The organism is Ralstonia mannitolilytica (assembly GCF_000954135.1).
Taxonomy (GTDB): Bacteria; Pseudomonadota; Gammaproteobacteria; order Burkholderiales; family Burkholderiaceae; genus Ralstonia; species Ralstonia mannitolilytica.
In genome coordinates this window covers 2,045,961-2,060,196 of the sequence record NZ_CP010799.1, presented here as the reverse complement: position 1 = coordinate 2,060,196, position 14,236 = coordinate 2,045,961, and the positions used below count along the sequence as shown (strand labels likewise).

Annotated in this window: 18 protein-coding genes; 6 read left to right on the top strand and 12 right to left on the bottom strand. The window is 65.9% G+C overall.

Annotated features, from left to right (window positions below; translation table 11 throughout):
• Positions 1-46 precede the first annotated feature (46 nt).
• The 6 genes from dapA to TK49_RS09810 form a co-directional block, all read right to left on the bottom strand.
• Positions 47-931, bottom strand: a complete 885-nt coding sequence (gene dapA / locus TK49_RS09835; RefSeq protein WP_045786517.1) for a 4-hydroxy-tetrahydrodipicolinate synthase — start codon at positions 929-931, stop codon at positions 47-49.
• 118 nt (positions 932-1,049) lie between these two features.
• Positions 1,050-1,616, bottom strand: a complete 567-nt coding sequence (locus TK49_RS09830) for a class I SAM-dependent methyltransferase (protein WP_045786516.1) — start codon at positions 1,614-1,616, stop codon at positions 1,050-1,052.
• A 10-nt stretch (positions 1,617-1,626) separates the two neighbouring features.
• On the bottom strand, positions 1,627-2,829 hold the full coding sequence (locus TK49_RS09825) for a tryptophan--tRNA ligase (protein WP_045786515.1): 1,203 nt from the start codon (positions 2,827-2,829) through the stop codon (positions 1,627-1,629).
• Positions 2,830-2,850: 21 nt separating this feature from the next.
• Positions 2,851-3,516 (bottom strand): site-2 protease family protein, encoded by a 666-nt coding sequence (locus tag TK49_RS09820; RefSeq protein ID WP_045786514.1) that lies wholly within the window; start codon positions 3,514-3,516, stop codon positions 2,851-2,853.
• A gap of 56 nt (positions 3,517-3,572) precedes the next feature.
• Positions 3,573-4,196 carry an L-threonylcarbamoyladenylate synthase gene (locus tag TK49_RS09815; RefSeq protein ID WP_045786513.1) on the bottom strand — a complete coding sequence of 208 codons (624 nt, stop codon included), beginning with the start codon at positions 4,194-4,196 and terminating at the stop codon, positions 3,573-3,575.
• Positions 4,197-4,209: 13 nt separating this feature from the next.
• Entirely contained in the window at positions 4,210-5,070 is an 861-nt protein-coding gene (locus TK49_RS09810) for a 3',5'-nucleoside bisphosphate phosphatase (RefSeq protein WP_045786512.1), read from the bottom strand.
• A gap of 148 nt (positions 5,071-5,218) precedes the next feature.
• Between TK49_RS09810 and TK49_RS09805 the strand changes: the two genes are divergently transcribed.
• Genes TK49_RS09805 through TK49_RS09795 form a run of 3 tightly spaced genes read left to right on the top strand, consistent with a single transcriptional unit; the run spans position 5,219 to position 7,214 of the window.
• Positions 5,219-6,298, top strand: a complete 1,080-nt coding sequence (locus TK49_RS09805) for an NAD(P)/FAD-dependent oxidoreductase (protein WP_045786511.1) — start codon at positions 5,219-5,221, stop codon at positions 6,296-6,298.
• The gene (locus tag TK49_RS09800) at positions 6,295-6,837 is read left to right on the top strand and encodes a DUF4166 domain-containing protein (RefSeq protein ID WP_045786510.1); all 543 of its coding nucleotides are present in this window, start codon (positions 6,295-6,297) and stop codon (positions 6,835-6,837) included. Before TK49_RS09805 ends, TK49_RS09800 begins: the two co-directional genes overlap by 4 nt.
• A complete protein-coding gene (locus TK49_RS09795; RefSeq protein WP_045786509.1) occupies positions 6,834-7,214 on the top strand; it encodes a thiol-disulfide oxidoreductase DCC family protein in 381 nt (126 codons plus the stop codon). Before TK49_RS09800 ends, TK49_RS09795 begins: the two co-directional genes overlap by 4 nt.
• A 9-nt stretch (positions 7,215-7,223) precedes the next feature.
• On the opposite strand, the gene TK49_RS09790 is transcribed toward TK49_RS09795, so the two are convergent.
• On the bottom strand, positions 7,224-8,141 hold the full coding sequence (locus TK49_RS09790) for an alpha/beta fold hydrolase (RefSeq protein ID WP_045786508.1): 918 nt from the start codon (positions 8,139-8,141) through the stop codon (positions 7,224-7,226).
• Between the two features lie 79 nt (positions 8,142-8,220).
• The gene (locus TK49_RS09785) at positions 8,221-9,051 is read right to left on the bottom strand and encodes a ferritin-like domain-containing protein (protein ID WP_045786507.1); all 831 of its coding nucleotides are present in this window, start codon (positions 9,049-9,051) and stop codon (positions 8,221-8,223) included.
• 114 nt (positions 9,052-9,165) lie between these two features.
• On the opposite strand from TK49_RS09785, the gene TK49_RS09780 reads away from it, so the two are divergent.
• The 3 genes from TK49_RS09780 (at position 9,166) to TK49_RS09770 (ending at position 11,209) form a co-directional block, all read left to right on the top strand.
• Positions 9,166-9,693, top strand: a complete 528-nt coding sequence (locus TK49_RS09780) for a gamma carbonic anhydrase family protein (protein WP_045786506.1) — start codon at positions 9,166-9,168, stop codon at positions 9,691-9,693.
• Positions 9,690-10,703, top strand: a complete 1,014-nt coding sequence (gene hslO / locus TK49_RS09775) for an Hsp33 family molecular chaperone HslO (RefSeq protein ID WP_045786505.1) — start codon at positions 9,690-9,692, stop codon at positions 10,701-10,703. The genes TK49_RS09780 and hslO overlap by 4 nt, the downstream gene beginning before the upstream one ends.
• A 101-nt stretch (positions 10,704-10,804) precedes the next feature.
• Entirely contained in the window at positions 10,805-11,209 is a 405-nt protein-coding gene (locus TK49_RS09770; protein ID WP_045786504.1) for a hypothetical protein, read from the top strand.
• A 36-nt stretch (positions 11,210-11,245) separates the two neighbouring features.
• Here TK49_RS09770 and ftsB read toward each other — a convergent pair whose 3' ends face one another.
• The 4 genes from ftsB to kdsA form a co-directional block, all read right to left on the bottom strand.
• Positions 11,246-11,581, bottom strand: a complete 336-nt coding sequence (gene ftsB, locus TK49_RS09765; RefSeq protein WP_045786503.1) for a cell division protein FtsB — start codon at positions 11,579-11,581, stop codon at positions 11,246-11,248.
• Between the two features lie 91 nt (positions 11,582-11,672).
• On the bottom strand, positions 11,673-12,956 hold the full coding sequence (gene eno, locus TK49_RS09760) for a phosphopyruvate hydratase (protein ID WP_045786502.1): 1,284 nt from the start codon (positions 12,954-12,956) through the stop codon (positions 11,673-11,675).
• A gap of 56 nt (positions 12,957-13,012) precedes the next feature.
• Entirely contained in the window at positions 13,013-13,303 is a 291-nt protein-coding gene (locus TK49_RS09755) for a DUF1330 domain-containing protein (protein WP_045786501.1), read from the bottom strand.
• Positions 13,304-13,376: 73 nt separating this feature from the next.
• The gene (kdsA, locus tag TK49_RS09750; protein ID WP_045786500.1) at positions 13,377-14,231 is read right to left on the bottom strand and encodes a 3-deoxy-8-phosphooctulonate synthase; all 855 of its coding nucleotides are present in this window, start codon (positions 14,229-14,231) and stop codon (positions 13,377-13,379) included.
• Between the last annotated feature and the right edge of the window lie 5 nt (positions 14,232-14,236).

Sequence of the window (14,236 nt, the reverse complement as noted above, 5' to 3'; positions counted from 1 at the left end):
CGGATGAGAACGATGGCCTTAAGTGCCCAGACTGGGCCTTGAAACATCAGGAGAGCAGTCCTGCATCCTTGAGGGATGCGCGTACCACCTCGTGATACTGGGGTGCCAGCGGCGTCAACGGCAGGCGGATGCCACCTTCCATCTTGCCCATGGCCTGGAGCGCCCACTTGACAGGAATCGGGTTCGATTCGACAAACAGGTTCTTGTGCACCGACAGCAGCTGCATGTGAATGCGGCGAGCCGTTTCCACGTCGCCGCGCATGGCAGCGGCGCACAGTTCGTGCATGGCGCGCGGCGCCACATTGGCCGTCACCGAAATGTTGCCGTGACCGCCCAGCAGCATCAGCGCGATGGCGGTCGGATCATCCCCGCTGTAAATCTTGAACGAGGTCGGCGCGCCCTTGATGAGTTGCGCGGCGCGGTCGATGTTGCCGGTCGCTTCCTTCACGCCGATGATGCCCGGCACTTCGGCCAGGCGCAGCATCGTTTCGACCGTCATATCGGCCACGGTGCGGCCCGGCACGTTGTACAGAATGACCGGCAGATCGACCGACTCGGCCACCTTGCGGAAGTGCAAATACATGCCTTCCTGCGTCGGCTTGTTGTAGTACGGCACGACCTGCAGGGAGGCATCGGCGCCCACCTGCTTCGCGTAGGCCGTCAGCTCGACGGCCTCGGTGGTGGAGTTGCCGCCGGTGCCGGCAATGATCGGGATACGCTTGTTCGCCTGCTCGACCGCCACCCGGATCAGCTCACGGTGCTCTTCCACCGACACGGTCGGCGATTCACCACTCGTGCCGACGATCACGATGCCGTCGGTGCCCTCGGCGATGTGCCAGTCGATCAACTTGCGCAACGACGGGAAATCAAGGCTGCCGTCCTCGTGCATGGGCGTGACGATGGCGACGAGACTGCCGGAAATCTGGGTCATGGTTTCGAAAGCAGACAAAAGCGTGAACGTAAACAGTCGGATTGTACCGGATCGTCAGAACGGATTCGCCACATCTGAGACCCGTCAGGAGACGGGTAAGGCCCTGCCCTCAGCAAGTTCAAAGTGCGTAGCGCACGGCCGTCACGCCGCCAGGCTCGCGCACCGCGCAAATGCGCTGTACATAAGCGTTTTTTGGCGACGCGACAAACCCGTCTTCGTAGGCAATCACGCGCAGCCGGCCCCGTACGGCGTCGAGCAGCTCCCCCGGCGCCAGCAGGAATGCCGGATTGGACGGCTTGCCCACGGTTTCGTTTCCGACGGCGAACGTTTCATAGATAAGGCGTCCGCCCGGGGCGACGGCCGCGAGCAGTTGCGGCCACAACGGCCGGTGCAGATAGTTCGTGACGACGACGGCGTCGAACACCGCACCGGCTGACAGCGGCCAGGGGCCACCCTCGATATCGGCAACGAGCGTCGTGGCGACGCCGGAAAGCCCGGAGAGCGCCGTTGCATCCCGGTCGATGCCCGTCACGCGCAGAGCGCGGGCGGCCAGCCACCGGACATGCCGGCCGCTGCCGCAGGCAACATCCAGCACCGATGCGCCGGCCGGCAACCCGGCCGCCCATCGCACCACCCAGGGCGACGGCGCGGCAAGCGTGTGCAGGTCGGTCACGACTGGCAGCATCTGCGGCGTATCAGCTGTAGGCCAGGCCCATCGCCTCGCGCACCTCGCGCATGGTCTCCTGCGTGACCTTGCGCGCGTTGTCGCAGCCGTCAGCGATGATGGCGCGCAGCAACGACGGGTCGTCCATGTACTTCTGGGCACGCTCGAGCATCGGCTGCTGCTCGCGCAGGATGCCTTCGATCACCGGCTGCTTGCACTCCAGACAACCGATGCCGGCGCTGCGGCAGCCCTTCTGCACCCATTCCTTGGTGTCCGCATCGGAATAGACCTGGTGCAACTGCCACACGGGGCACTTGTCCGGGTCGCCCGGGTCGGTGCGGCGCACGCGGGCCGGATCGGTCGGCATGGTGCGGACCTTCTTCTCGACGGATTCCTTGTCCTCGCGCATGCGGATCGTGTTGCCGTACGACTTCGACATCTTCTGGCCATCAAGACCGGGCATGCGCGAGGCCTCGGTCAGCAGCACCTGCGGCTCGGGCAGGATGATCTTGCGGGCGCCTTCCAGGTAGCCGAACAGGCGTTCGCGGTCGCCCATCGAGAGGCTCTGGGATTCAGCCAGCAATGCGCGGGCCTGCTCCAGGGCTTCGTCTTCGCCGCGCTCCTGGTAGGCGGTGCGCAGTTCCAGATACAGCTTCGCGCGCTTGCCGCCGAGTTTCTTGGCGGCTTCGAGCGCCTTCTCTTCGAAGCCGGGTTCGCGGCCGTACAGGTAGTTGAAGCGGCGGGCGACTTCGCGTGTCATCTCGACGTGCGGCACCTGGTCTTCGCCCACCGGCACGAAGCCGGCGCGGTAGATCAGGATGTCGGCTGCCTGCAGCAGCGGGTAGCCGAGGAAGCCGTACGTGGAGAGGTCCTTCTCCTTGAGCTTCTCGATCTGATCCTTGTACGTCGGCACGCGTTCGAGCCAGCCCAGCGGCGTGCCCATCGAGAGCAGCAGGAACAGTTCGGCGTGCTCGGGCACACGGCTCTGGATGAACAGCGTGGCCTGCGTGGGATCGACGCCGGCGGCCAGCCAGTCGATCAGCATTTCCCACACAGATTCCTCGATCACCTCGGGCGACTCGTAGTGCGTGGTCAGCGCATGCCAGTCGGCGACGAAGAAGAAGCACGGGTATTCGGCCTGCAGCCGGACCCAGTTTTTCAGCACGCCGTGGTAGTGGCCCAGGTGCAGGGCACCGGTCGGACGCATGCCAGAGAGAACGCGTTCAGGAAACATGTGGGGAATGGAGTTGAAGACTCAGGAAAACAGCATCTGCAGCGGGCTCAGAATCCACTGCAGCAATTGAAGCAGCAGCGCCATGATCGGGCGCATCCAGACATTGGTGATGACGTTCGACAGGATCAGCGCCATCACGATAAAAAAGCCGAACGGCTCGATGCGGGCCAGCACCATCGCCGCACGCGGCGGCAGCAGCGCAGCGAGCACGCGCCCGCCGTCGAGCGGCGGCAGCGGAAACATGTTGAACGCCGCCATCACCATGTTGACCAGGATACCGGCGCGGGCCATGCCAGTCAGGAACGGCTCGGTGACGCCACCTACGACGAGCGCCACCGCCAGCACGCCCCAGAGAATCGCCTGGACGAAGTTGGTGGCGGGCCCGGCCAACGCCACCCACATGCCGTTCCAGCGCGGATCACGCAGGCGATCGAAACGCACCGGCACAGGCTTCGCATAACCGAACACGAACGCGCCGCTCGTGGCGAAATACAGCAGCAGCGGCATCGCAACGGTGCCGATCGGGTCGACATGCCGCAGCGGGTTGAGACTGATGCGGCCCATGACAAAGGCGGTGTCGTCGCCGAAATGCTTGGCAACGTAACCATGCGCGGCCTCATGCAGCGTGATGGCAAGCAGGACGGGGATCGCGTAAACCGCGATGTTCTGGATCAGCGTGGGGTCCATAAGCCGGCTATTGTAGCAAGCGCGCGCCACAGCACGCCGGCCAGGTATGGCATCGACTACAGGCCAACGCGGGCCGCATCGCCGCGGCCCTTGCGAACGAGTTCCGGCTCGCCGCTGGTCAGGTCGATGACGGTGGTGGGCTCCGCCGGAGCCGGCCCGCCATCGATGACGAGTTCCAACTGCTTCTCCAGCCGCGCGCGAATGGCTTCCGCTTCGTTCAGCGGCACGTCGTCACCAGGCAGCTGCAGCGTGGCCGAGAGCAGCGGCTCGCCCAGCTCGGTCATCAATGCCAGCGGAATCGGGTGCTCCGGCACACGCAGGCCGATTGTCTTGCGCGACGGATGCGATAGCCGGCGCGGCACTTCCTTGGTCGCTTCGAGCAGGAACACGAACGGCCCCGGCGTGGCCGCCTTCAGCACGCGGTATTGCTTGTTGTCGACGCGCGCAAACGTGGCCAGCTCGGAGAGGTCGCGGCACATCAGCGTCAGGTGGTGCTTTTCGTCGATGCCGCGCACGCGGCGCAGGCGCTCCACCGCGGCCTTGTCGTCCAGGTGGCAGGCGAGCGCGTAGCATGAATCGGTCGGCAGAGCGACCAGGCCGCCGGCGCGGATGATCTCGGCTGCCTGGCGGATGAGCCGGCCCTGCGGCGTGACGGGGTGAATCTGGAAAAACTGGGACATGCTCGGCCGGCGCTCAACTCATCCACCGGTGCCAGACCGGCGTGAGGTTGTCGGGCAGCGGCGGCAGCCCGCCGAGCTCGACACGCCCCTCTCCCGGGCCGTGGAAGTCCGAGCCTCGCGAGGCCAGCAGCCCGTAGCGGCGTGCGACGTCTGCGTACAGCGCGTATTGGTCAGGCGTGTGGCTGCCGGTCACCACCTCGACGCCCTCGCCGCCCAGTTCCTTGAACTCATCGAACAGCGCGTTGTGTTCGACGAGCGACAGACTGTAGCGCCCCGGGTGCGCCATCACCGCGACGCCACCGGCGCCCTTGATCCAGCCGATGGCTTCTGCCAGACGCGCCCACCGGTGAGGCACATAGCCCGGCTTGCCATCGCCGAGGTAGCGCTCGAACACCTCGGAAATGTCGCGGCAATGGCCTTGCTCGACCAGGAAGCGTGCGAAGTGCGTGCGCGAGACCATGTCCGGATTGCCGGCATGGCGCAGCGCGCCTTCGTAGGCCCCCTCGATACCAAGCTTGGCGAGCGCCGCAGCGATGTCTTCGGCGCGCGCGCAGCGGCCCGAGCGCGTGCGTTCCAGGCCTTGCACCAGTGCGGCGTTCTCCGGGTCGATGCCCAGACCAACGATATGCAGCGTGCGCCCCGCCCACGTGACGGAGATCTCCACACCGGCCAGATACGCCATGCCGAGCGACGTCGCGGCTTCACGCGCGGCGGCCTGGCCTCCCACCTCATCGTGGTCGGTCAGCGCCCAAAGCGTCACACCGTGGGCGGCGGCGCGCGCGGCCACTTCGTGCGGCAAAAGCGCGCCGTCGGACACTGTGGAATGACAGTGCAGGTCGGCGTTGCGGGCGGAGGCGGCGGAGAGATTCGACATTCCGCCATTTTACTGCTGCGGCGCGAGATCGGGGCGGGTACCCTGCCGCCGCGCGCGCTTGGGAAGACCCGACTGCCCGTGCCGGTGTTCGCGGCGCGCCGCTGGCTGCGCGCTATAGTGGCCGCATCGCTTTATCCACGTGCTTGCCATGACTTCCGCCGCCCGCCCCACCGACTCGACCTCCCCAGTGGAACAGCGTATCGACGTGCTCGTCGTCGGCGCGGGCCCCGCGGGCCTGTTCGCAGCATTCCAGGCGGGTGTGCTCGGGTTGTCGTGCGTGCTGGTGGACGCCCTGGACCGCCCTGGCGGTCAGTGCACCGAGCTCTACCCTGAAAAACCCATCTACGACATCCCCGCGCTGGTGTCGTGCACCGCGCAGGAACTTGTCGACCGCCTCATGGCGCAGTGCGCGCCGTTCAACTATCCGATCCTGTGCGGCCGCCGCGCCGAAGCCGTCGAAACACTCGAAGACGAGCACGGACGGCGCTTTCGCGTCACCACGAGCGCCGGTGATGTGTTCCTCTGCGCGGCCGTGCTCATCACCGCAGGCAACGGCGCTTTTACCCCGCAGCGCGTGGCCTTGCCCGAGGCCGCCGCCCTGGAAGGCCGCCACCTGCACTACGCCGTGCGCGACACGGCACGCTTCGCGGGCAAGCGCGTCGTCATTGCGGGCGGCGGAGACTCGGCGCTGGACTGGGCGCTGGCATTGCGCAAGGTCGCGGCGCGCGTGACGCTCGTGCACCGGCGCGAAGGCTTTCGCGCGGCAGATGCCACCGTGGCCGAGATGCGCGCTGCCGTGGCCGCCGGCGAGATGGATTTCGTGCTCGGCATGCTTTCCCGCCTGGACAGCACCCCCGACGGCACGCTCACCGGCGTGGCCATCCGCGGACGCGACGGCGAGACCGTCCTGCCGTGCGATGAACTGGTCGCCCTGTACGGCCTGGTGTCTGAGCCGGGGCCGATCGTCAACTGGGGCGTGGAAATGCGCGCAGGGCGCATCGTCGTGGAAACCACCGCGTACGAAACCTCGCGGCCCGGGGTATTTGCAGCCGGCGATATCGCCCTGTATCCGAACAAGCAGAAGCTGATCCTCTCCGGCTTTCATGAAGTCGCGATGGCGCTGCGCCGGGCCTACCGCTATGCGTATCCCGATAAGACGCTCGTACATACGCACTCGAGCAACGACGCCGGGCTGCAAACGAAGCTGCATGTGGCGACGGCAGGATGACCACCTCGCTTTACGAAACCGTGCTGGGCACGCAGTACGCGCAGCTGGCGCCGGCGGTCCAGTCGTTCCACCGCATGGCGGGCCGAGTGCGCCTGCACGGAGAAGTTGAAACCGAACCGCCCGACTCCCGTGCCGCGCGCTGGCTCGCGTGGTGCATCCGCACGCCACGCATGCCGACGCAGGGCCCGATCCACTTCGCGCTCCACGCTACCGCCCGTGAGGAAACCTGGACGCGTCATTTTCCGCGGCACACGATGCGCTCGACGTTGACGCTGCATCGAGGGCGCATTATGGAGCGGCTCGGCGCGGTGCACCTGTTCTTTGCGCTGGAAGCGCAGGACGGTCTCTTGCGGATGCGCCTGGAAGCCTTGCGCTTTCTCGGTATCCCGTGCCCCGCATGGCTGCGGCCCACCGTGCTTGCCGAGGAAACGGGCAACGGCGAGCGCTTGCACTTCCACGTGCGCGCCAGCGTGCCGCTGCTCGGCCTCGTTGCGGCGTATCGCGGCTACCTGGACCTGACGACGCTGGAGCTGGCATGATCGTCGTCTATGACGCGCACTGTGGCTATGCAGCGGGGCAATCCATGCGGCATGATCGACGCCGCCTGCTGCGCTTCGCGTCCATGCAAGGCGATACGCGCCGGCAACTGCTCGCACAGGCCGGCGTGAAGGCGGACGACGTCGATACGATGCTGTTCGTGCGAGAGGGCCGTGCGTGGCGTGACAGTGCCGCGGTACTGCGTATCGCACATGTGCTCGGTTGGCCATGGCGCCTGGCATGGATGGGCTGGTTCATTCCGGTGACCCTGCGCGACGCGCTTTACCGCTGGGCCGCACGCAACCGCTATCGGTGGTTTGGACGTTCGGCTACCTGCATCCTGCCGCCACCGGACGCGGCCCACCGGTTTCTCGCTTGAACCGCGCCCTCAGGGCTGCCGGCAGAATTCCTCGATCAGCGCGGCCACCTGCTCGGGCTGGTCGTGATGCAGCATGTGCCCCGCATCGGCGATCAGTACCTCACGAAAATCGGGAAATGCGGCAAAGCGCGCCTTGAACTCGGGCAGCGGCACGTCGCCCGCAATGGCCTTGAGCGTGGGCGAGTCGACGGCTTCGACATGCAGCACGGGCGCGGTCACGCGTCGCCAGACTTCCATCACTTCATCCAGCCGATACAGCTGCGGGTTGACGATCTTGTGCGCCGGATCGCCGAGGATTTCCCAGCGGCCGTCGGCGTTCTGGCGCGACCAGTGCCGCGCCAGGAACGCTGCCTTGTCGGCCGGCAGGCGCGGATTGGTTTTCTGCAGGCGCGCGGCGACATCGCCCTCGGTGGCGTAAGTGCTCAGGCTCGGTTTGTCCTTGAGCTCGTCGAGCCAGCGCGCATAGCGGCGCGGTGCCTGGGACGGCTTTGACGCGGCCATGCCGAAACCCTCGAGATCGACCACGCGCCGCACGCGCTCCGGCCGGATGCCCGCATACAGGCAGACCACGTTGGCGCCCATGCTGTGCCCCACCAGAGTCAATTGGCCTTCGGGCTGGTAGTGGTCGGCGATGGCCTCGAGATCGGCCAGGTAGTCGGCAAACCAGTAGCACTCCACGCCAGGCGCCTCGGTCGGCCGCGCCGTCAGCCCGTAGCCGCGCCAATCGGGCGCCACGATGTGCCAGCGCTCGCGCAAGGCATCCACGAGAAACTGGAACGATGCCGACACGTCCATCCACCCGTGGAAGAGAAACAGGATCGGCGCGCCCGGCTCACCCCACTCGCGAATGTGGTAGCGCAGGCCGCGAACCGGCAGGTAAGTGGAGCGGGAGGCCTGGCGCACTGCCGGCTGCGTGGAGGAGTCCATGGTTTCCGTCACCGAATAGAAATCGAACGATCGTTCTTTTTCCGGCGATTATAGCGGCGGGCCGCTCCGCCCGTGACGCTTAGAACGACGCTTCGAGCGCCGCGATTTCGTCGTCGTCGAAACCGGCCTGACGGCGGGCGTCGAGGTTGAACGGCCCGCGCAGGCGCGGTGCCCCGTATTGCTCGGCCAGTTGGCGATAGGTCGACACGGGGTCGAGCCCCGCCCGCTCGCACAGCCAGCGGTACCAGCGGTTACCAACGGCCACGTGGCCGATTTCGTCGCGCAGGATGATGTCGAGGATGCCGGCTGCAGCCATGTCCCCCACGGCTGCAAGCTTGGCGCGAATGGGCGGCGAGGCATCGAGGCCCCGCGCCTCCAGCGTGCGCGGCACCAGCGCCATGCGCGCGAGCGGGTCGGCGGCAGTCTTCTCGGTCATCTGCCACAGCCCGTCGTGGGCGGGATGGTCGCCATAGCGGCAATCGAGCGTGGCCAAATGTGCCGACAACAGCGAAAAGTGCGTCGCCTCCTCAGCGGCCACGCGCGTCCAATCCTGGTAGAACGCAACCGGCATGCCGGCAAAACGCCACACGGCGTCGAGCGCGAGATTGATCGCGTTGAATTCGATATGGGCGAGCGCGTGCAGCAGCACGGCTCGGCCATGCGGCGTATCGATCGCACGGCGACGCGGCACTTCAGCGGGCGGCACCAGGACCGGCGCGCACGGCCGACCGGGCACGCTTCCCGCAGGCGCCGTAATGACGGCATCGATGCGCCAACTGGCGTCGTCCGCGCTCTTCGCGCGCTCGCCGAGGCGCAACGTGGCGTCGACCTTGCTGACAGGATCGGTGAGGCACAGGGCGGCCAGAGCGGCGTGGCGCAACGAATCGGCGGGCGTCTGGAGGGCGGTCATCAGCGTACAATTCGGACTTTCCGCCATTTTAAGTCGACGTGTCGCGGCGGCCACGGGGCCGGCTTGAAGACGCGCGCCATTCCCCCATCTACGCAGATTCTGGAGACCGATCGCATGGCCCTCTACCAACTCGGCGACATTGCCCCGACCATCGACGACAACGCCTACGTGGCCCCCGAAGCGACCGTGATCGGCCGCGTGGAGCTCAAGGCGCGCGCCAGCGTGTGGCCGGGCGCGGTCATCCGTGGCGACAACGAGCCGATCACCGTAGGCGAGGCCAGCAACGTGCAGGAAGGCGCCGTGCTGCACACCGACCCGGGCTGCCCGCTGAACATCGGCGACCGCGTGACGATCGGCCATCAGGCCATGCTGCACGGCTGCACGATCGGCGAAGGCTCGCTGATCGGCATCCAGGCGGTGGTGCTCAATCGGGCGGTGATCGGCAAGAACTGCCTGGTGGGCGCCGGCGCGATCGTCACCGAAGGCAAGGTCTTCGAAGACGGCACGCTGATCCTGGGCGCGCCCGCGAAGGCCGTGCGCAAACTGACGGAAGACGACATCGCGAAGATGCACCTGAATACGGAAACGTACGCGGTGCGCCAGGCGATGTACAAGCAGCAACTGAAACGGATCGATGGATGACTGACGAGCTCAAGAAATTTGTATTCGACGCCGCGCCCGTGCGCGGTGAACTGGTGCGCCTGGAAGCGACCTGGCAAGAGGTGCTGCGCCGCCGCCGCTATCCCGCTGCGGTGCAGACGCTGCTGGGCGAAATGATGGCCGCCGCCGCGCTGCTGTCAGCCAACCTGAAGTTCAATGGCGCGCTGGTCATGCAGCTGCACGGCGATGGCCCAGTGCGCATGCTCGTCGTGGAGTGCAACTCCGACCTGTCGATGCGCGCTACCGCCAAGATCGTCGAAGGCGCCGAGATCGCCGAGGACGCCACGCTGGCCTCGATGGTGAACGTGCAGGGTCATGGCCGCTTCGCCATCACGCTCGATCCGCAAGACAAGCTGCCGGGCCAGCAGCCGTACCAGGGCATCGTACCGCTGTCGGATGAGAACGGGGTGCTCGCCAGCATGACCGAGGTGCTCGAGCACTACATGCAGACGTCTGAGCAGCTCGACACGCGCCTGTGGCTTGCCGCCGACGAGAAGGTGGCCTCCGGCATGCTGCTGCAGCGCCTGCCCTCGTACGGAGGCGCCATGGAGGGTCGCCCCGATCGCGAACCCGCGCAGGTGGGCGAGACCGGCCAGCCGCTCCATGAAAACGCGCCCGAGCAGGACCTCGACACGTGGGAGCGCGTCTGCCAGCTCGGCAAGACGCTGCGCCGCGAAGAGCTGCTCGAGCAGCCGATCGACACGCTGATCAAGCGCCTGTACTGGGAAGAGCTCGAGGCCGCCGGCATCCGCATGTTCGAGCCGCAGGCACCGCACTTCCGTTGCTCGTGCTCGCGTCTGCGCGTGGGTGCGATGCTGCGCACGCTGGGCCAGCCCGAAATCGACAGCATCCTGCAAGAGCGCGGCAAGGTCGAGATCGACTGTGAATTCTGCGGTCAGCACTACAGCTTCGATGCGGTGGATTGTGCACAGCTCTTCGCGCAGGACACTGTCGCACAAGGTATTCAGGGCGCGCCGGACCAGCGCCACTGAGCGCGGCGACATAGTATGAAGATGCGTGAATAGCGGCACTTCCGCACGCCGCCCACACTCCAAGCCGCCAGTTCCATCATCCGCCCGTTGCGGGGTCCACCATGCCAGAGCTCATCAACCGGTCATCCAACGTTCGTCGTACCGCGAGGCTCGCGCTGCCGATGGCGGTGGCCTTGCTGGCGTCCGCCTGCGTCGCCGTGCCGCGCGGGCCCGGCGGCACGCCTTATACGGCACGTTTGCCGGCCGATACACAGCCTGCCGAACCCGCACCGCTGTCGCCGGAAGATCGCAAGAAGCTTGATGAACTGAACGCCAAGGCGCTGCGCGAATCCGACCAGGCCGTTCAGCGCGAAGCCCAGGCGCGGGCCTATGCAGCCACGCCTTACTATGCGCCGTATCCGTACTATGGCAGCTACTCGGTCTACTACGGCAGTGGATGGCGCCACCGGGGTGGCTGGGGTTTCCGCTATGGCGCGCCCGTCTGGGGCTATCCGTACTACTGGTAAAGCGGGACGATGCCGGGGGGCATCCACCCGGCGTTGTCAGTGCCGACTCTGCTGGCCCGCCGGGGGCGGAGGCGGCGGGGGAGTCTGGCTGGACTTGGGCGCCGGCGCCACGAATTGGACGAAACCCTCGTCGTCCTTGACCATGCCAAGCTCGTAGCGCGCGCGCTCTTCAATGGCGCCCGTGCCGTCCTTCAGGTCTTTCACTTCGCCCTCGAGCTTGGTGTTGCGCTGCTTCAGTTCGCCATTGCGCTGATTCTGCGCGCTCACCTGCTTCTGCATGTCCCACACACGCAGCCAGCCGCCCTTGCCGAGCCAGAGCGGGTACTGGATGGCAAGCAACAACAGCAGCAGGAACAGCGTGATCAGGCGCATGCGAACGTCGGGCGTGGAAGGTGCAGCCCCAGATACCACGCGACCGCCACATCGGCGGTCGCACGGTCATGCGGGGCGAAACTGCGAAGGATTATCGCAGGTTATAGAACGCCGACTTGCCGGGGTAGCTGGCGATATCACCGAGGTCTTCTTCGATGCGCAGCAGCTGGTTGTACTTGGCCATGCGGTCCGAGCGCGACAGCGAGCCCGTCTTGATCTGGCCAGCGTTCGTCCCGACAGCGATGTCGGCGATCGTGCTGTCCTCGGTTTCGCCCGAGCGGTGCGAGATCACGGCGGTGTAACCGGCGCGCTTGGCCATCTCGATGGCCGCGAACGTCTCGGTCAGCGTACCGATCTGGTTGATCTTGATGAGGATCGAGTTGGCGATGCCCTTCTCGATGCCTTCCTTCAGGATGCGCGTGTTGGTGACGAACAGGTCGTCGCCCACAAGCTGCACCTTCTTGCCGAGCTTCTCGGTCAGAATCTTCCAGCCGGCCCAGTCGCTCTCGTGCATGCCGTCTTCGATCGACACGATCGGGAACTTGTCGGCGAGGTTGGCCAGGTAGTTGGCGAACTCTTCCGAGGACAGTTGCAGGCCTTCGCCTTCCAGGTGGTACTTGCCGTCCTTGTAGAACTCCGAAGCGGCGCAGTCGAGTGCCAGCAGCACGTCTTCACCGGCCTTGTAGCCAGCCTGGTCGATGGCCGACAGGATGGTGTTCAGGCACTCTTCGTTGCTGGCGAAGTTCGGTGCGAAACCGCCTTCGTCGCCCACGGCGGTGCTCATGCCCTTGTCGGCCAGGATCTTCTTCAGCGCGTGGAAGATCTCGGCGCCGCAGCGCAGGGCTTCACGGAAGCTCGACTGGCCGACCGGCATCACCATGAATTCCTGGATGTCGAGGCTGTTGTTGGCGTGCGCGCCGCCGTTGACGATGTTCATCATCGGCACCGGCATCTGCATCGCGCCCGAACCGCCGAAATAGCGATACAGCGGCAGGCCGGCCTCTTCGGCGGCAGCCTTCGCCACGGCCATCGACACGGCCAGCATGGCATTGGCACCCAGGCGGCTCTTGTTCTCGGTGCCGTCCAGGTCGATCAGGGTGCGGTCCAGGAACGCCTGTTCCGACGCGTCCAGGCCCATGATGGCCTCGGAGATTTCGGTGTTGATGTGCTCGACGGCCTTCAGCACGCCCTTGCCCAGGTAGCGCGACTTGTCACCGTCGCGCAGTTCGATGGCTTCGCGCGAGCCCGTCGAGGCGCCCGACGGCACCGCGGCGCGACCCATCACGCCCGATTCCAGCAGCACGTCGCATTCGACGGTGGGGTTGCCGCGCGAGTCCAGCACTTCGCGACCGATGATATCTACGATGGCACTCATGAAAATCCCTCTTGGTGTCTTAAAGCAGGTAACGCTACGAAGTCGACCGGCGCCGGTTAAACGCCTTCGACCACGATCATGTTCATCTTGGCAGCCTTGGCGCGCGCGTCGCGGGCGGCGCGATATTCCTCGCTGTCATAGAAGACCTTGGCTGCGTCATAGCTCGGGAACTTGAGCAGGACGACGCGCGTGGGAGCCCACTCCCCTTCCAATTGCTCGGTCTTGCCACCGCGCACCAGGACTTCGGCGCCGTGGGCCTGCATGGCCTTGGTCGACAGCACCTTGTATTGCTCGTATTGCACCGTGTCGGTCACGTCCACGTACGCGAGGATGTAGCCAGCGGCCATGTGTCTCTCTCCGGAAGCAGCAACAAACGACGACGGCGGCTAACAGCGCCGCCGGTCGGGTGGGGTCAAGCGTTCAATCGAACTGATTTTCCAGGAAACCGCTGCGCTTCGTGAGCGCATCCAGTTCTTTCAGTACTGACAGCAAGTCTTTCATGCGGCGCAGCGGCACGGCATTCGGGCCGTCGGACTTGGCGCATGCGGGGTCCGGATGCGTTTCCATGAACACGCCCGCCACACCCGTCGCAATGGCTGCGCGGGCCAGCACCGGCACGAATTCGCGCTGGCCGCCCGAGCTGGTGCCCTGGCCGCCCGGCAATTGCACCGAATGCGTCGCGTCGAACACGACCGGTGCGCCCGTCTCGCGCATGATCGCGAGCGAGCGCATGTCCGACACGAGATTGTTGTAGCCAAACGAAGCGCCACGCTCGCAGGCCATGAAGTTGTCTTCCGGCAGGCCGGCATCGCGAGCCGCATGCCGCGCCTTGTCGATGACGTTCTTCATGTCGTGCGGCGCGAGGAACTGACCCTTCTTGATGTTGACGGGCTTGCCGCTCTGCGCACAGGCGCGGATGAAATCCGTCTGGCGGCACAGGAAGGCCGGGGTCTGCAGGACGTCCACGACTTCGGCCACAGGCTTGATCTCGTCGATCTCGTGCACGTCGGTCAGCACGGGCACGCCCACCTGGCGACGGACTTCCGCCAGGATGCGCAGCCCCTCTTCCATACCGAGCCCGCGGAACGAGGCATCCGAGGAACGATTCGCCTTGTCGAACGACGACTTGTAGATGAACGGAATGCCAAGCGCGCCCGTGATCTCCTTGAGCGTACCGGCGGTGTCGATCGCCATCTGCTCCGATTCGATCACGCAGGTGCCGGCAATCAGGAAGAACGGTTTGTCGAGGCCGACTTCGAAATCGCAGAGTTTCATGATGT